This is a genomic window from Microbulbifer maximicatervae (SeqCode), from assembly GCF_052467065.1.
Map to the genome: position 1 here is coordinate 5029589 of NZ_CP174299.1, position 18374 is coordinate 5047962.

The window sequence follows — 18374 nt, forward strand, 5'->3', positions numbered from 1 at the left end:
GACAACCTCAAAGGAGGACCGAAACAATCAATAAGAAAATAAATTTGGATAAGCCTTAAAGCCCCACAAACTTGAAACTACAGAAAACAAATATACAGTGAGAATTAGCAAGAGGCCTACCTAAATAGAGAATGGTGTAGAAGCTAACGCTAAACCAAAGCCAGCTATCCGTTGATAGCAGCCTCCTCCAACACCGTCAAGGTGGCTTCCGCTGCCCGATCCCAAGAAAACTCATTTACCCTAACGCATGCAGATTCCTGAAGACTATGGACCAAATCCAAGTCTGAATGCAGCTGATGGATACCATTAGCCATACCAGAAACCGAAAGAGGGTCGACTAAAATAGCTCCACCTCCAGCCACCTCCCGCATAGCTCCAGTATTAGAGGTCAAAACCGGCGTGTTCTGCGAAAATGCCTCAACAATAGGCAGCCCAAACCCCTCATAAATCGAAGGGATAAGCAAAGCTCTGGCATTATGATACAAGCCACTTAACTCGTGATCAGGCACATAACCCCGCACCTTTACCATTTCCCCTAAACCCAGCCCCTCAATAACTTCACTTAAACGAGGCAGCCCCCAGCCTTGTCCACCGCAAATATAAAGTGGCAATGCTCCTTGAGTAGCCATATCCAAGTAAGCTCGATATGCGGCTAGCAAGCGCTCCAAATTTTTCCGGGGTTCCAGGGTACCAACGAAAAGGAAATACTCCCCATCAATACGGTCGCCAGTATTTTCCAGGAAAGGTGCTTCGGGAATAACAACGGTCTTACTCACAGACTTTGGCATTAGTTCTGTGAGCTCATCGGCAGTAAATGCTGATACTGCAATAACCGCTTGCGCCGAACTCACAGACGGGGGCATCAACCCCCGTTCGAGATATTTACCAAATACAGACATGGTTTCAGGAAAGCGCGCCCAAACCATGTCGTGAACAGTCACAACCCGGCCTATCGAAGATGGCATCATCAGTGGTAAATGATGCCTGGGGGACCAGAACACCTGCAAGTCATCATACCTAGCCCAGGATGGGAAGCGGGCTTGAGCAAAAAGAGTACCCAATGATTTACGCCCAACCTTCCCTGTCCGTACAACCACATTAGCTGCCTCACAGAACCTCTCAGGGAGCGGCGCATCACTATAAAGGAACCATTCATGCCCGCTTTTTACCATACGCTCAATGAGGGCTTCCGTATAACGGCCTATACCTGTAGTGACAACTGACAATGGCCTGGCATCAACACCAATCCTAAGCACAGGAACTCCTGTCGGAGTCAATCACCTCACTACCAACATCAGACCCTAGAACTTCCCGATAAAGCTCTTGATACGATTCTCGCATCTTCTCGCCCGTGAACAGGGTCTCATAACGCTGGCGGGCTGCAGCCCCCATCATCTTAGCTCTTTCAGGGTTGGAGCTGAGGTCATTCATAGCCGCCCGGAGCGCGGAGCTATCCGCTGGAGGTATCACGTGGCCAGTTACACCATTCTCATTTACAAAGCTTGTACCGGTGCCTATCTCACAACTTATTAGCGGCTTACCGGCCATAAGTCCTTCAATCAAAGTGACCCCGAAGGCTTCAGAACGGAGATGGGAAGGAAAAACTACAGCACCACACAGTCTATACAATGCGGCCTTTTCTTCATCGGATACAAACCCCAGAAATTCAATGTTATTCAGACCTAGCTTAGAAACAAGAGCGCGCATACGCCCTTCTTCTGGTCCCGCCCCTGCAATCAATATGCGGCAGCCGGCCCCCTCAGCTGCGCGAACTAGGTATTCAAGGCCTTTGTAGTAACGAAGAACACCAACAAAAAGCATGAAACCCTGGCCATAGGTGTCCTCAATACGCTTCAAGTCGTCTTCACGCGGGGGCGGCAAGGTATCCTCATCAACCCCCAAGGGAATCACAGAGACCTTATGCTTCCAGCGCTGCAAAACAGGGCTTGTTGCCACATACTGCTCAGAAGTAGCGACGATACGATCCGCTTTGGCAAAAAAACGATTCATGAGAGGGGTATAAAGCTTCAGCAGCCACCTCTGCCTCACCACATCAGAATGATAAGTCACAACCAAGGGGCGCCGCTTGCCTGCAAATAGGTAGGCAAGATCACCAAAAGGCCAAGGAAAGTGCAAGTGCAACACTTTCGCTTTGCTACGCCACATATCCAGTAGCAAACCCGGTCCAAAACACATTGAATTGAAAGAAAACCAGCGGCGACTAGCCCGAACTTGCAAGCCGGGCTCAATCTCATAAGAGCCGGGCTTGCAAGAGAGGGCTAATACCTCACCTCCGGATCGAGCCATCTGAAATATGGCCTGTTCCAGCCCTCCATGAGTTTCAGGAAGGAACGTCCTATAACAGTGAGCTGCGGTTACTTTTTGTACCAAAACATACGGCCTTTACAAATTCAACGTACTAGTTTACAGCATGTAAGCTGTTGTTTCTAAAGCTTTTACTGTATATTTGGCGCTGCTGTGCCTTTATAATGCCACTCCTATTTGTAACCGTAACACCTGGATGCTTAAGAATCATTTCAATATTGTTTGGCTCAGGGGCGTAAACGCCTTAAAAGCGGACATGGAAAATACCTATCTAGGAACTGTCTGGTGGGTAATGGAGCCACTTCTTCTCACAGGGCTTCTCTACTTCGCATTCGCATCTGGATTCCGCGGCAACCAAGCTGGGCCAGAGTTTTTAGCATTCCTGCTGTGTGGCATGCTCCCATTTAAATGGTTTGCGTCATCCATCAGCAATAGCGCCGAATCGATAGTTAACAACAAAGGGATACTTGGCCAATTTTACTTGCCCAAGTGGATATTTGCTTGCTCGATCAATCTATCTATGCTCTTGAGGTTTGTATGCGTCCTACCAATACTCTTTGGTGCGCTATGGCTCTCAGGGTTTGCCCCCTCCGTCGCATGGCTAGGACTTATCCCTGTCATTTTCTCCCAGCTTGTCATTAATCTCGGGCTAAGCTTGTTAGCTGCGGCTACTATACCTCTAGTACCCGATTTACGACATCTTGTACCCCTATCCGTAACTGGCGTACTTTTCACATCCGGTATTTTCTTCGATATAAGTAGCCGCCCCCCAGAGGTTCAGGAACTTCTGTTTCTCAATCCATTTGCTGAAATTTTTGCTAGCTACAGAAAGGTTCTTCTAGAGAACCAAATGCCAGCAACTTGGGATCTAGCCTACCCTCTCATCGTTGGAACTGTATCCCTTATCTCCGCACTGGTCCTGATGAAAGCGCTGGATAGAACTTACCCAAGAGTGTTGCTATGAGTTCTCCAATATTAACATTCTCAAAAGTAGGCCTTGCCTACCGTGGGCGGTTGAGTCTATTCACAAAGCCGAACTGGGTACTCAAGGATATCTCATTTGAACTGCTACCTAGCGAAACACTTGGCGTTATTGGGCGAAATGGTGCTGGCAAATCAAGCTTGCTTAAACTACTTGCTGATATTATCGCTCCCAACAGTGGAAAAATTCACAGGCAACCCCAAATTAAGTCGCAACTACTATCACTTGGATTAGGATTCAATAAAAAACTGAGCGGTATTGATAATGCTCTTATGGCGCTGGTAACCCAAGGAAGCAGCATCCGTGATGCTAAAGAGTTAATTCCAGTCATTATAGAATTTTCAGGTCTTGGCGACACAATCAAAGAGCCCGTTGGTACATTTTCTGCTGGCCAAAAAGCTCGCCTCGGATTTGCCACGGCAATTCACGCAACGCCAGATATATTACTACTTGACGAGATCCTAGGGGTGGGCGACAAAGATTTCAAACGGAAATCAACAAAAGCGCTAAAGGAAAAAGTGCAGTCAAATCAGACTGTAGTTCTAGTATCCCACTCCATCCAAACATTAAGAAAACTTTGTGACAGAGTGCTGTGGATAGAGAATGGAATGGTTAACGCAATTGGGGGAGCCCAAGAAATCCTAGATATGTATGAAACTGAGGCAGTATCCGCATGAAGATTTACGTACATATTGGTTCGGATAAAACCGGGTCAACCGCTATTCAAACCACTTTGTACCAAAATCGAGAAGCACTAAGAGCACAAGGTATAGAGTACCCTCAACTTCTAAATCAGGAAAACCACCACGAATGCCTGTTTCGAGAGCTCCGATCAGGCAAAAAAGGCGAAGGCTGGATTGAGCTGGATAAAATAATTTCCAGCAATCCCAAACACCTAATCCTTAGCGCGGAAGCTCTCTGCAATTTGAGGACCTCAGAGATAGCCCTATTTAAACAATGGCTAAACCACTCTGAGACCTATGTAATAACTTACATTCGCAGAGCCGATGAGTATCTAGAATCAGGGGTAATGCAAAGACTAAAAACCGCAAAATCATATACAGCATTTAAGTGGCAGTATATAGCGGCGAAATATGTCCCCACCTTTCTCGACCCTAACGTCTATAACGCCGCATTCAAAACGCTATTTGTTAAGCGCTGGGAAAAAGAGTACTCCGGTAAGGTAACTGTCCGCCCATATGACAAAAATCAGTGGGAAGACCAAAACCTTATCTTAGATTTTTTAAGTAGCTTAGGCCTTTCGAGGGCTCAAAATTCAATCCGAACCGACAAAATTAGCAGAAATGTTACTCCGAGCATTGCGGGTATTTACGCAAGCTCAATTCTAACCCGAAATAAACTTTTTGGACTAAGACAGCAACTATATCGAAGCCTTGCAAATGATCCTTTACGCAAAAAGAAAGGCGCATTTTTAAGCTGGAATAAACGTGCATCTGCGCGACTGATCTCCCAAATCTTTAACCACTTAATAATTGGCGCTCAAGGGGTCAGCTTTTCTAGCGAGAAAACCCCTAAATCGCTTGGGCTTCCAAGCCTGCCCGAAATAATATCTGCTTCCGAAGATACTATTGCGGCCCAATTAGCTGAAATAAATAAAAAACACACCAATCTTCGACGCCGATTAAAAAACAACCAATCTGTGCTTAACGAATAATCAACGGCTCATTCCAACTTAAGGCTAATATTAAAGTTAGCGGATTTACATTCGGTAATTTAGACAAGTGAGCTTCTGAATAATTGAATAAGATTAAATTAAAGATCTCTGATCAAACGGTATAGTTATACAAGAAATAACACAGTGAACACTCCTATACCATCCTAGAGAGGCACACCCCATCACTCGTATCGATATGACAGACAAATACACACCAAGGTCGACAATCCTATATTAATGGCGACATAAACGTCAATTATAATAGACTAAAAGGCCTCAAGGAATATAGTAGGAAGCCCCAAAGAGTTTTTATAATTAATTAGATAAAGATGCCCACAAAGTATAAATTAAGCCCTATTTATGCCGCCAACCCTTACCTAAAATATTTTGCAAAATGAGGCAGCAAAATAATACCTTTTGTTATTTAAAGCACTTAAATGGTCTAATCCTATACTCAAATAGAACCTGAGTATAAGAGCTCGATCAACTCTACGGAAAGATCTAAGTAGAGCTTTACTTCAAGCTTTAAATCTAGCTCTTACCACAGAGTCTATGAAATGAAAGTATTGACAATCCCTGAATTTGCAATGTAACCAGGCCTTTTACATTCGTGAAAATTCATATACATATCGGCTCAGATAAGGTTGGATTTATAGCGATTCAGTTTGTCTTAGGTCAAAATAGCCCCCCCTACTTCAACAAGGAGCCTCTTACCCAAAACTTAAGGGAAAGTACATTAACCATGAAATTTTAGTAAAAAAGTGCAGAGCGGAGAGAAGGGCCCCAGCTGGCTGAACCATTAGGATACTGGAATAACTAGCTTGCATACGTAGTTCAGGCCAGCACTTAGAGTTCGGGGTACTTCAACGCTTAAAGGGAGCCTCATTCAAGAGAGAGTATAGGTTGTCATTCTACACTCCTACACTATTTGACCGAAATATCTTTGCAGCAGCATACAAATCCAAGGCTTCTTGCTAGGTGGAATTTAGTATTCCCATATTCAGTGATTTCGCTCCCCTACGAATGATCACAATGGGAAAAAACAAGACATTGCTAAAGATCTCTTAAACAGCTTTCTCCCTCCAAAAGCTGCTAAAGAGCCACCTACCTTCAAAAATAGAAATAATGTGACTCCAAATATGTCCGGAATATACGTTTTATCAATATTGAATATAAATCAACCACCTGAGTTACAACACTCCCTACAAGACAGCCTCGAATCTTTTTTTGGTAGAAAAACTAGACCTATCTTAAACAAAAGAATAATTACAAGGGCTTTAGCTAGGCTTTACAATTAACGTTACCTACGCTCGCTAGTACCAATAATTTCACCTCCGCCAATAGTTCCCAAGGTCACCCAGCTAAACATGAATACCATAACCAATGAAACAGAGAATCTCTTTATTTAATAATTATCCAAAAAATAATACTAACAAAAAAGCAGAAACCGAAAATAAAAAATTGGGACACCAACCTGCCCCCTAGCGTCCGCTCTGTTTTTTATACACATCATTTAAAGCCTCCGCTGCCTCCATATAATAGACTGGTATAGCGTGTCCCTGCCAGACAGCTTTAACTACGAGTTCACCATCGCCGCCCCACCCCAGAAAGTTTCCAAGGCTTACCAGCATACGAGCTACATCTCTTATATTTGGAAGTTAATTTGGTGGGGGAGTTTTAGCCTGTTTTTTCCCTTCATTCTTGACCCAGCCCTGTACAATTCTCCAGGAAAATCTGTAACTCTTATTACACGCAAAATACAACCCATTGATTTTTATTAAAAGGTGGAAAAAATGTATAAAACCTAGTAGCCACCTATATCGCTACACGGGGAGCAACCTGCTTATCAATATTAACTTCCCAAGAAACTCAAAAGCTAGACCGCTTGACCCTTAATGTACAAAGCAAGCGATCAGAAATAATCCAGCTGCGAAATTTAAAACAAACTGTAACAACTAAAACGAAAATTCTAGGAGACAAGTTTTAGAAAAAAATTCCTAATCCTGGATAAAATTCTCATAAAGTGAAACCCGACCCCCAACCTAAACCCTAAAGGCTGATTAAACTCCTGATACCCCTCTATTTTTAACGAATATATCTCAGCCATATCCCGCAACGCAGTTCCTTTCTCTGCTAGCAGAGACGAATGGCGGGAAATCACTGGCAACTGATCAAAAGAATATCCACTAAAATGAAAACACCGAATAACCATGTCACCAATTTTAAACACACCCTTCATAAACTTGATTTCGTCTACCTCACCCAGTCTCCAGTGGCCCACATTTAAGCCCCCGTCATCAGATATCTTTACCCCAGAAAACAGGGTGGGCACAAGATCTAGCCATTTCTGATCAGCATTCATGTTTCTAAAATAATTTATGGAACAATCAGTATTTACACAATCTATCCAGTAATTACAAAAGTCCTTGCCAGTCTTTCCTACTTTCACCGCAAAGAGGCCGGCATTATAAGTACCTGACTTCATCAAGGTAACCCATTCAGAGATATCTCTTTGACTGGCCGGCGTGAGATGAGGAGTAAGTAATATGTCCCAATCACCCTCTAAAAAATCAAGGTTGTCGTTGAAGAAATATATATCTGAATCCGCATAAAGTAGGGAGGTATTCTTATTGTCACTTAGGTTTAACATATACTTGAGGGCATACACCTTCAAATAACAACACTGCTCAGTTAAAGAAAGAAGCTTATATCGTCCTCGATAATGAACCCCACCCTCTATCACTTCTTGGGATGAAATAAATTCTACTCTTGGGTCAACTTCAAACCTAAAGCCAGACATATCACCAATATAAAATACATAAAACTTTGAAAAGCTAGTATCTTTCAAAGAGTCAAATAATGCCAAGGCGCCATTTAGGCGATCCGTGGTACACACTGTAAAAACTTGCTTATCCATTAAACCTTATACTCAGGTCAAGCGCAGTCAAAAAACCACATCCCCAGACTTCCAAAATGATTCGGCAAGGGTGATTTCACCAAAACCATGGGGGACAAAAATTAAGAATCAAAATACGTGTAGTTACTTACCACTTAGAAACATGCCTCCAAAAAACCCTAAGCGACCCTGCCAGTACTCCATAATTTTACGATCAGAAAAAATCAAATCACCTAAAAATGGCATGCTTTCGATTATAAACCTCTCTAGATGCGAATCTGGAAGTTCTTCACAGAGATTTCCCTCTCCAGGAAAATAGACAGCTACTTCTGAAAAGTTATTTAAAGTTCTAATTCTATGTTCCAACAGACGCCAACATAACAAGGAGCTTACAATAAAAATTTTTTCGGGCTTAAGCTGTATTAGCAAACGTTCAATTAAACACCCCAGATCAACAAGACCCAAATGCAGGCTACCAATATTAATCACATCAATCGAAGAGCAGGAAGAAACTAAATGAGGGCTTTGTTCCTTCTCCATCACCAAAAATAAAGTATCGCCACTTTCAACACCCTGAACCTCACCCCTACAACATTTTGATGATAAATCAATCGCCAACTCTAAACTTGGGGAAATAAAAATATAAGTGTATGATTTTTTTTTCAAAGACGACTTCAGAAAAAAATAATTACGCCCGACCTCTTTATCATATAAGGGTAAATCGATATACAATATAGAAGAGGCACATTTTCCATTTCCTGAAACACTTATATCAATCTCTTTAGATACTGACATGAGATCAACGGCAGCCCACTCTGGAATATTTTTAGAGAATCTCGCTTGAGCCGCATAATAAAAACTCCTTGTATAACTGAAAAGCCTCTTAACTCTATCCTTTAGCATCTCTACAACTCTAAAATAACCAGAAAAGTTTACTAATTCCAACCTTCAAGGAATCTTACTACCTCAAAACTACACATTATAGCCTTAATCAAATATTTTTGATTTTTTTATGGTGGCCCCTCCTTCCTCGTGGGACTTACAGAGCGATCCAGTCGCTTTCCTCCTCTCATACCTAATCGTCTTTGGGGGCGTACGGTGAATTTTTCCTAACGCCATAGTTTCAGCATTCCAATGCCAATCTTCAAATCCAAAACCTGACTCAATCGCAACTGGTTGGTATGGAACCTCTTTTGCTAATGCCAAATTAGTTACCATGCAGGCATTCCAAGGGTTGAACTTAAGTAGAACCTCTTTTTCAACGCAATCCGAAAGCTGGTCAGGTTGACGCCACCATTGTCGTTCTTTACCAAATGTTATGATAATCTCCGGGTGACAAATATATAGCTCATTCATAGCTGCTAACTTAACTGCCTCAACTATCCAGTTTTCTGAAAAATAATCATCCCCATCAAATGTACCAATGAAATCAGTTTCAGCAGCACCAACAAGATAATTACGAGATTCACCCAGGTCTCCCAGGTCCACCTCCACCACAGAGTCCTCCCCTCTAAGAAAAGGAGAGGAACGAAGAGTCCTTACCGTTAAAGCATCTGCCTTGTCAGCCGAGCATAAAATCCTACATGGAATGCCATGATCCTCAGCAAACTGTCTGCACCGATCAATCGATTTGAGGGTTTTATGGGCAAACAAACCCTCCCTATGGAAGGTAACTAATGCCGTAAAACTGGCAATAAAATTTCGCAAAAAATCACCATATTTTAGTTCTAATACAGGGTCGCACTAACGCCGAGGTCATATCGCCAACCTCACACAGCGAAGACTATATTCATTCGCCTTAAAGTTGAACATCTAGGTTGACTCTCATACACTTCAATGTGTCAACCAATTGCTCAATTACGCTTCTATCCACTGTGGCCTAAATTTGAGGACCACAATTCAGTTAAAGTGGCAACATGGTCCTCAGTAACGTCCGAGTTATAACTAATACAGTATTAGTATGCACCTAAAACTTTCTTTTCAAACTCATCCGAGGTCTTCCTTACATAACTAGCGGCATCAAAGTTCACGAAGGAGCTTTTACCTGCGAGGGCATCCTTAATCCCACTCGCAACTCCTGAAATAGTATTCTCAACCAAAGTGCCGTAGTGATCCCCGAGTACGCTGCGGTTACCCGCAATATTAGTTGCAACTATTTGTTTGCTCAGAGTTAAAGCCTCAAGTAAAACCATGGGCTGCCCTTCATAATTTGAAGGCAATACAAAGATATCAGCTCTATTCAAAAGTGGGAACGGATTGGATAACTGCCCAATAAAAAAAACATAATTCTCCAGGCCTAGCGTATCACGTAAAACCAATAACTCTTCACGCAAAGGGCCCTCTCCAGCAATAAATAACTGTATTTGTACCCCATCTTTAGCCAGCTGAGCCACCGCATGTAGAAGCTTCTTATGATCCTTTTCTCCTGATAAGCGTCCCATAGTAAATACGACTGGCAGAGCCTTGTTAATGCTTACTCCGTCCAATGCGGCTCGCCTTTCCCTATCACCCAAAGAGTCAGAGTTACATGCAAAAAATACACGTTCATCATCAAGCTGGAAACTAGAACCTTTCTTTGCCGCTTCTCTAATTTCCTCTGGAACAATAAAATTCGGGATAAAATCAAATTTCTCTACCAGCCCTTCATATAAAGGCTCTAAACTGCTTTTATTTAGCTCCATAGTCTCTTTAGAGACAGAAAGGATTCTGTCGAATAATCGATAACTTGCAAACACACCAAATAGGGATCTATACCTTATATTTGCCTCAGATAGCAAATCATTATGCTGATAAATAACCCGCCTCTTGGCTAGTATCGATCCCATCAGTAAGGACCAATAAGGAGAATAACCGCTAAAATCTACGGCGACATCACAACACACCCCTCCTAAAAACCTTTCAGCTTCCCGTTGGAAACAGGCTCTTAATATTCTCTCCGCTTCCTCGTCCAATAGGTTATTAGATTGGAATTTACCCCATGCAAACTTCTCTTCGTCTGTAAATGCTATCGGACCTGCTTGATGTAAAACATGAGCTCTAGTGTCAAACTTTCTTACTATATCCCTAGCGGCATCAGACTTATCTATAAAAGCGCCCGACGTTAAAATAATCAGATTATATTTTGAGTAATCGAAATTTCGAGTGAGATTAATCGCAGAAGTTGATATACCATTTGGGCGCAATCCACCCAAATAAACAACAATATTTTTCCGCCTATTCAGGGCACTATAATTCCCTTTTATAGTATTTCCTTCTAAAAAGATATCCAAGATCAATTCTTTTGTACACTTCAAAGATCCTTCGAGAGAAAAAGCTTCAAGCTCGCTAGGGCCAGGATAGTTTTCGCCTTCCTGGTCTAAATTTTGGTTTAAAGCTTCAACTAACTCATCAATAGAGTGACAACAAGGGAAAGGTAAGTCATCAAAGTTTAAGTAGCACCCTCTTGTACTTAAATATTCAGCCCGATCATATACGTATAAAAGTGTCTTCACACCCAAATTGGCCGCATCAAACATTATGCTGGAATAATCTGTAATTAAAACATCGCACAATGCAAGAACTTCATTTGAATCAACCCTTCCATCCAAAATGGATAATCGCGGAGAAAGTTGAATATCAGCGGAAGCCATATTATGCACAGACAAAATTACATGGTTTGAAGGCTCATTCAATAAAGCTTCGACCACTTGGCCAATTTCAGACGACTGAGCCCTCCCTGCCCCTAACTCTCCGCGCCAGGTGGGTGCGTAAAAAATAACTTTTTTCTCGCCGGATATTCCAAGATATCTTCGTAACTCATCAACATTCGCTAAGGATGCCAAACATTGCCTGGCAGGCACGCCCAAATGAATTTGAGCAGAAACAATCCCTTCTAGCCCGGATGACCGCAATAGCTTTTCCGCAGTATACTTGTTAGGTAAAAGGAGATGTGTCGAATGGAGAAAATTCTTTGCTGAATTCCTATGTAGGGTAACCTTTTTACTTTCATCCATAAACATTTTCTTCAAAGGCACGCCATGCCAAGTATTAATATATACTTGCTCAGACCTTCGATTAAAATACGTAGGGAATGTAGAATTGTTTACCAGATATTTGGCTTTTGCCAAGAGCGAAATATATTTTTTGCTTCCAATCCTAACAAAGGATACTTTGTTCAGATTAGCAAGATTTCGTGGGATTTTCACAGAAGGCTTAATGGCAAATACATGCTTGAAACCCTGACAACCAGACTCGTTAGACAGCACTTTAAATATACCGTATGGGCTACACCCTATTGAACTCCCATGAAATGATTCATATAGAATGGTATTCTCTTCTATAGCTTCACTTTGCCTAAGTTTTACATAGAGATCTTGTGGGTACTTAATTTCATTATTAAAGACTATTGAGATTATCTTTTGCACGAGGGTTTTACCATAAACCTTTCTTGCCAAGGGTAGCAAGCCGGCACTTGATAATACAGATTTTAATAGACTTCTAAATTTATAATATTTCATCACAACACCAAAAACCGACAACAATCTGCAGCTAAATTAAGCACACTCTTCAACAAAATTCTCGCCATACTTCAGCGTATCAAGATCTAAATTTTCAGCCACAATTTTCTTAAGCTCTGACAACTGAATTTCATCCTTGTTTATAGCAACTGGCGTATACCCAAAAGCTTCAAAATCCATCTGATAAAAAGACTGCACCAACTCTATCGTCTCTCGCGTTAAGGTAAGCTGCTGAAGCTTAGATTTATTTTTCGCCTCAACCCCGACTGAATCATCCCAGTATATATTTAGTGCCTTGTAGGCAAACTTAAAAACATCGGACATACCCTTCTCCAAATAAAAAACTTTTGTTTTCTCCAGCAAAAACTCTACTTGCGGACGAATATGATTATCACAGGCATAAGAATTACGCTTGTATTTATCAAAAAAACCACATATAGCTTTATTTGGCTCCGGCAGTTCCTTCCCCTCGGAAATACACTTTCGGTTCTGCCAGAAATATTCAGATACAGCCCTCATTAAAGGATGCCTAACAACCGCAAAACTTGTCATGTTTTTAGGTCTCTTGAGGGAGACTCTTAATAATGGAGCATGAAAATGCTGCGGACAACATGGGAGGTCTCCCTTTCTAGGGTTAAATAAGTGCCCACCAGAAGCCACCTCAAGCAAGTGTTTTTCTATCGTGCTGCCGCCACACTTAGGAATGTGGATAAACAATAGTTCTTTGTCGCCCTTGAAATAAATTGGCATTTTTTAACCTCTACAAACGATAGCAAATAATACTATTAGATTTCAAAATCGACCTACCTAGCCGAATCTGAACACTCATAAAAAATAAGCCTCTGGCAACGAAATCAATTAATTAAAAACATAGAAAATAGATATGTAAGCATACTCAAACAAAACCCCATCTTATTTTTATGCTGCCAACAATCTATCTATCAAACCTTTCACTCTATTTACAGCCAAACCATCACACTGAGTAAGAAAAAGTTTCTTAAATTCCTCATAATCCTCGCTATTAATATCAGCCCCTCTTATGGCGTCTAGGAAAAAGCTTGCCTCAGCCTGTTCAACAAGCTGGCAAGGTAATTGATTCCTATAATCATAACTAAACCCTCGCTCTAGTTCGAAGTAATCTATATCCTCAGCAAACAAAACAAGTTTCTTATTTGCCAAAATGCAATCAAAAATAATTGAAGAATAATCTGAAATCACCACATCAGCTGCTGCTATTAATTGATCGATAGAAATGCTGCTGGCATCTATTATTTTCTCATGTATATATTTAATGTTATGCTGCCCACTATACATATTTAATGACGGGTGCAACTTTACCAAAAAGCACTCATCATCTCTCAGCAAATCCGAGAGCTTATTGAAATCCAAAGCAGTATTATAATAGACGTCAGCCGGCCACTCTCCCCTAAATGTAGGCGCAAACACATATATCTTTTTTCCTTGCAAATCTGGATTGCTTTTGAAAAAGATATGCTTCAAGCAGTTTTGACTATCTTTGCGCAGCAATATGTCCGTTTTGGGGACCCCCAAAGCGAACACGCGCGCTAGATCAACACCGAAACTTTGGGCATATAGCTTTCTCTGGTTCTGTGACGGTGCAATAATATAATAATTTGTATCGACGCCAGCATAAGAGCGGTCAGCAAACTTCTTGACGGCCCCACTGGCATGCCACAATTCGATACGGGCTGCCCTCTTATTTAGGTTTAATTTTGCTGCGCCTCCTGCAGTCACGATTACTTTCGCTCTAGCGATTCGAAGGCTATCCATAAAGCCAAGTGGTGAATCTTCAAAAAAATATTTTGAAGCAACCTCGCCCCCGAAAACAGACCTCATATCGTTGAAACCTGGAACATCAATAAAAACAACATCCACGCTTGGGAGGGGCTGAGCGATTTTTTGGATTGCCACCCATTTCACACTAGAAATTTTTTCTCGCACGATCTGTTTAAGCCGAGAGGTGGCCTCTCGGCTGCCGAATGATTGCATCAAAAAACAAGCAATAGCCTTACATCGATTCAAAAGCCTCACCGCTTTAATGAGCCTGTAACGCCTCAATGTTACTAAGGTAGACTTCCAGTTATTAGCATAACGATTTTTAAGCGAGACCCCCCATAAAAAGGCTTGATCTGAAGCTATCTGACTCAGTTGATAATCCAGTTGTTCTCTTTGTGTAAGGTCTTTAGTACTATCAAGGCACGTACCAGAATCTTGAGCGCTACGAACTGTTTCCCTTATAAGCTTATCCCACTTATCAAAGATATCCTTCCTATTATATCTGTTACTACTTGTTAGCGATCCTTTCGATAACTTTGAAATGTAAGCGGGGCTGTCAAATAAGGTCCCTAGAGACGCGGCCAGGCTTTCTGGGTCTCTACGCTGGACGAGAAGTCCATCTCGCTCATGTTCAATCATTCCTCGAATTGCGCGGCAATCAAAAAAGCCTATAGCAGGCAAGCCTATAGCCTTGGCCTCAATTAATGTTAAAGGGCAACCTTCAAAAACCGAAGGGATACAGAAGATCTGACCTTCTCGCATAGCCTTTTCGGGGGTCTCCGTGAGACCCATCAAAAGTACAGTTTCTTGCAAACCCTCTTTTTTTATTAGCTCCCTATAGTAGTTTCTATCAGGACCATCTCCGTATATAAAAAGCCGCCAATCCTTATGCTTTGACTTGAGCAATGAAAATGCCAAAATAAGGTAAGAGAGTCCTTTTGATGCCTCCTCCAATCTTCCGATAGAAATTACAACTTTAGCTTTAGGCAACCCCTCTAAATTTTGCTCAAATCCAGCAGGTAAAGGGTTCTCTATACAAGTTACTTTCTCTCTAATGAAGCCCGGCAGCTCTTTTACATATTCAGGGTTCAATACATGCAATTTATCTGCTGCGTGAAAGCAGACCAGCCTTCCATTCGCCTTCTCACTCAAGGAGGACCCTAAGTACCACCACTGCTTCAAATAATGCTCAGGATCATTATGTTCTGACAATAAAAGGGGAATCCCTAACCCTTTAAGAGCGGATATAAAAATACTAACTATCGAATTACTAAATAAGGGAAGAACCAAATCTGGATTTTCCAGACAAATAATGTCACGAAGCCTGGCAACATTACTACTCCGGTAACTTTCTAGAACACTATATACTCTTGTAGATGCATCTAAACCTAAACACTTGCTGTCAAGCTTGCCCGGTGTGGTAATAAAGAAAACTTCATATCCTCGCACCTTCAGCTCGCTACATAAATCGACCGCAAACTTATCTATCCCTGTAACTTGCCGTTTAAGGCTGAGAGTAAATATACAAATTTTCATACTGCTCATAGCACCACAGAAAGTAAGTTATACATACAAGCGTCAATGACACCACCCTTGATCAATAAGTATGACTACTTTACTACCATCTAAATTCAATTAACATCAAAGAAAAATCTAAACCTTGTGTATGGTCACCATATATTTCCAGCACTTAAAATTAAGCTAAATCTTTTACCTGACTAATTACTTCCGTCGTCGAAATACCTTCTGTCCTTGGGAAATATTTTACAGAGCAGATACTGGAAAATTGATCAAATTTCCCTTTCCAATCATCCCCCATAACAAGAATGTCCGCCTCATAAGTATTTATATATTGTCCCTTTAAATCCAAAGATTCTTCAATAAAAACCTCATCGACACAATGTAGGGATTCGACTATCTTCAATCGATCTTCTTGACTATAAATAGGGGGACGCCCCTTCTTGCTAATATTTAAAGCATCCGAAGAAACACCCACTATCAGATAATTCCCCATTTCCTTAGCCCGCTCTAATATATTCACATGACCAATATGAAAAACATCAAAGGTTCCAAATGTAATAACTCTCATTCTGACCACTCATCTAATAATTTGTTTTAAAGTTTAACTTTCTATTCTGCCCAGCCCAATTTGGAGCGACATGTTTCATAAAAGTTATGATCTATTGGGTGAATTAGTGTAAGCCGGTGGGGTTTCTTATGGATTCGGATGATATCTCCCGGTGCAGTAATAACTTGCTCATGACCATCACAGGTCACATGTGGTTTTGCAATATTGGAGTGACCTATTACAAGTTTAAATTCACTGCTCCCTTCGACAACAATCGGCCTGCTGCTAAGAGTGTGAGGGTTCAACGGAACCAAAACGATCGCGTCTAATTTGGGGTGCATTATCGGACCGCCGCCGGATAGCGCATACGCTGTAGAGCCTGTCGGCGTAGAAATAATCAAGCCATCCGATCGCTGGGTATATACAAATTGCCCATCAACATAAAGATCGAATTCGATCATTCTTATAAACTCGCCCGGATGTAGTACTACATCGTTTAGCGCTGACCCATGCCCTATAGGCCGCCCATCGCGAGTAACAGACATATCCAGTAAGAATCGACTTTCGGCCATATACTTACCGACCAAAACCTCACCAACCTTCTGCTCTACTTGATCAGGTGTAATATCAGTGAGAAACCCTAAACGCCCCCTATTAATCCCCAAAACTGGAACGCTATATCTGGCTAAAGCTCGTGCGGCCGCCAAGAGGCTCCCATCCCCACCTACCACAATTACAAGATCACAAAGCTCCCCAAGTCTGCTTTTGGCTGAAACCTGCATATTGTGGTTTGACACAGAGGCAGCTGTATCCTCCTCCAAAATGACTACATAGCCTTCATTTTCAAGAAAAGCCATCAAGCGCTTCAGTGAGACAACTGCGCTCTCGCTCTCTGTTCGACCAATTAGTCCAATATTTTGAAACTCTGACACATCTCCCCCGCATCACACTGACTGCAACATCTCCGCATGGCAGCAACCGAACCGCGTCCAGCACTACTTGTAAAGCCTGCTATTATGCCGGACAGCAGCAACTGAGTCGAATTCACGACAGATTTGTGACCACTTGGTGCAGAGGGAAGTCAAAAAGGAAGGTTGACTTCAAGGATATCCACGCCTTCCCTGAAGCCCGCCAGAGTGAAGTACGAGCACTTTACTGCCCCTGGGGACCCACCCCTTCATCACACACTGAGATAGCGCCAGAAACAACTTGCTTGTATAAATCGGGTCAAGAGGTAGTCCCGTCTCTTTTTCCATATCAGACTGAAATTTTTGGAGATATTCTGGACGCTTGGCGTAACCACCACAATGGAATCCATTTAACAATGTAGACCTAGCCACACCAGAACACTCAAAATTTCTAAGCTCACGCCCTCCCCCCCTTACTGCAGCATCCGCTGCTCTCCCCATTTGACACTGCCACCTCGAAAAATCGGTTGATATGCTTGTTCCCGCCTTCAGTACTTCAACGCCGACCAGAAGCCCCTCTTGAAGGCCGGCGGCCAACCCTGAAAAGGTGGTGCCAGTACCACAAGCAGTCCAAACTTGATCGAATTTAACAGGAGAGCTTTGGTTAACGACTCTCCCTAGTAGTCTCCCACCATGAACCCCCCATATGTTTGCGCCACCCTCAGGAACGAATAATGTTTTATTTACATCAATACCTACCTCATCTAAAAAACATGGCAACTTTCGCCGCCGATATTGATCCCGACTTACAAAACATAAATCCATCCCGAAGCGCCGGGCATCTTCCAAGGTGGCGCTCAAACTATCCGAACGCTCACCCCGAATAATTCCGACCACATTAACACCAAAGCGCGCCCCAGCTGCTGCTGTTGCATGAATATGATTCGACCAAGCACCACCACAAGTAACGACATGATTTAACCCCCGCCGCCCGGCTTCTGCCAAGTTCGGAATTAGCTTATAAGCCTTATTCCCAGAAATTAGGGGGTCAAGTAGATCATCTCGGCGCACCCATAGATCGATACCTGGAAAAAAAACACTAGCGACCCGCTGATAAGGAACTTTTAAGGCTAGCATCGCAAAAGCATCAACTTCCACACAACCAATGTACCCGGACATCACTTCCTACAAATACTCGACAACATTTATTCCAACTTAACTCATATA

General features: G+C 42.2%; 14 protein-coding genes. 3 read left to right on the forward strand and 11 right to left on the reverse strand.

Features of this window, described 5'->3' with window-relative positions; all coding sequences use genetic code 11:
* Nucleotides 1–164 precede the first annotated feature (164 nt).
* Together ACJJI1_RS22195 and ACJJI1_RS22200 are read right to left on the reverse strand one after the other, a co-directional pair.
* On the reverse strand, nucleotides 165–1256 hold the full coding sequence (locus tag ACJJI1_RS22195; protein WP_444958048.1) for a glycosyltransferase family 4 protein: 1092 nt from the start codon (nucleotides 1254–1256) through the stop codon (nucleotides 165–167).
* Nucleotides 1249–2307, reverse strand: coding sequence for a glycosyltransferase (locus ACJJI1_RS22200; RefSeq protein WP_444958049.1), 1059 nt, complete (start codon nucleotides 2305–2307; stop codon nucleotides 1249–1251). Before ACJJI1_RS22200 ends, ACJJI1_RS22195 begins: the two co-directional genes overlap by 8 nt.
* Nucleotides 2308–2521: 214 nt before the next feature.
* Here ACJJI1_RS22200 and ACJJI1_RS22205 point away from each other — a divergent pair, with 214 nt between their 5' ends.
* Genes ACJJI1_RS22205 through ACJJI1_RS22215 form a run of 3 tightly spaced genes read left to right on the forward strand, consistent with a single transcriptional unit; the run spans nucleotide 2522 to nucleotide 4982 of the window.
* Nucleotides 2522–3289, forward strand: coding sequence for an ABC transporter permease (locus tag ACJJI1_RS22205; protein ID WP_444958050.1), 768 nt, complete (start codon nucleotides 2522–2524; stop codon nucleotides 3287–3289).
* The gene (locus tag ACJJI1_RS22210; RefSeq protein ID WP_444958051.1) at nucleotides 3286–3984 is read left to right on the forward strand and encodes an ABC transporter ATP-binding protein; all 699 of its coding nucleotides are present in this window, start codon (nucleotides 3286–3288) and stop codon (nucleotides 3982–3984) included. Before ACJJI1_RS22205 ends, ACJJI1_RS22210 begins: the two co-directional genes overlap by 4 nt.
* Nucleotides 3981–4982 carry a hypothetical protein gene (locus ACJJI1_RS22215; RefSeq protein WP_444958052.1) on the forward strand — a complete coding sequence of 334 codons (1002 nt, stop codon included), beginning with the start codon at nucleotides 3981–3983 and terminating at the stop codon, nucleotides 4980–4982. Before ACJJI1_RS22210 ends, ACJJI1_RS22215 begins: the two co-directional genes overlap by 4 nt.
* A gap of 1969 nt (nucleotides 4983–6951) precedes the next feature.
* Here ACJJI1_RS22215 and ACJJI1_RS22220 read toward each other — a convergent pair.
* The 9 genes from ACJJI1_RS22220 to ACJJI1_RS22260 all read right to left on the reverse strand — a co-directional run bounded on the left by ACJJI1_RS22220 (nucleotide 6952) and on the right by ACJJI1_RS22260 (nucleotide 18326).
* A complete protein-coding gene (locus tag ACJJI1_RS22220) occupies nucleotides 6952–7899 on the reverse strand; it encodes a hypothetical protein (RefSeq protein WP_444958053.1) in 948 nt (315 codons plus the stop codon).
* A gap of 123 nt (nucleotides 7900–8022) precedes the next feature.
* Nucleotides 8023–8823: a hypothetical protein gene (locus ACJJI1_RS22225; protein WP_444958054.1), complete on the reverse strand. Its 801-nt coding sequence runs from the start codon at nucleotides 8821–8823 to the stop codon at nucleotides 8023–8025.
* Nucleotides 8824–8865: 42 nt separating this feature from the next.
* Nucleotides 8866–9585, reverse strand: coding sequence for a glycosyltransferase (locus tag ACJJI1_RS22230; RefSeq protein WP_444958055.1), 720 nt, complete (start codon nucleotides 9583–9585; stop codon nucleotides 8866–8868).
* A 248-nt stretch (nucleotides 9586–9833) separates the two neighbouring features.
* Entirely contained in the window at nucleotides 9834–12374 is a 2541-nt protein-coding gene (locus tag ACJJI1_RS22235; RefSeq protein WP_444958056.1) for a CDP-glycerol glycerophosphotransferase family protein, read from the reverse strand.
* Between the two features lie 36 nt (nucleotides 12375–12410).
* Nucleotides 12411–13124 (reverse strand): sulfotransferase family 2 domain-containing protein, encoded by a 714-nt coding sequence (locus tag ACJJI1_RS22240; protein WP_444958057.1) that lies wholly within the window; start codon nucleotides 13122–13124, stop codon nucleotides 12411–12413.
* 168 nt (nucleotides 13125–13292) lie between these two features.
* Nucleotides 13293–15716, reverse strand: a complete 2424-nt coding sequence (locus ACJJI1_RS22245) for a CDP-glycerol glycerophosphotransferase family protein (protein WP_444958058.1) — start codon at nucleotides 15714–15716, stop codon at nucleotides 13293–13295.
* Between the two features lie 151 nt (nucleotides 15717–15867).
* Nucleotides 15868–16260: an FAD synthase family protein gene (locus ACJJI1_RS22250; RefSeq protein ID WP_444958059.1), complete on the reverse strand. Its 393-nt coding sequence runs from the start codon at nucleotides 16258–16260 to the stop codon at nucleotides 15868–15870.
* A gap of 41 nt (nucleotides 16261–16301) precedes the next feature.
* Entirely contained in the window at nucleotides 16302–17171 is an 870-nt protein-coding gene (locus ACJJI1_RS22255) for an NAD(+) kinase (RefSeq protein WP_444958060.1), read from the reverse strand.
* Between the two features lie 168 nt (nucleotides 17172–17339).
* Nucleotides 17340–18326 (reverse strand): 1-aminocyclopropane-1-carboxylate deaminase/D-cysteine desulfhydrase, encoded by a 987-nt coding sequence (locus ACJJI1_RS22260; RefSeq protein ID WP_444958061.1) that lies wholly within the window; start codon nucleotides 18324–18326, stop codon nucleotides 17340–17342.
* Nucleotides 18327–18374 lie beyond the last annotated feature (48 nt).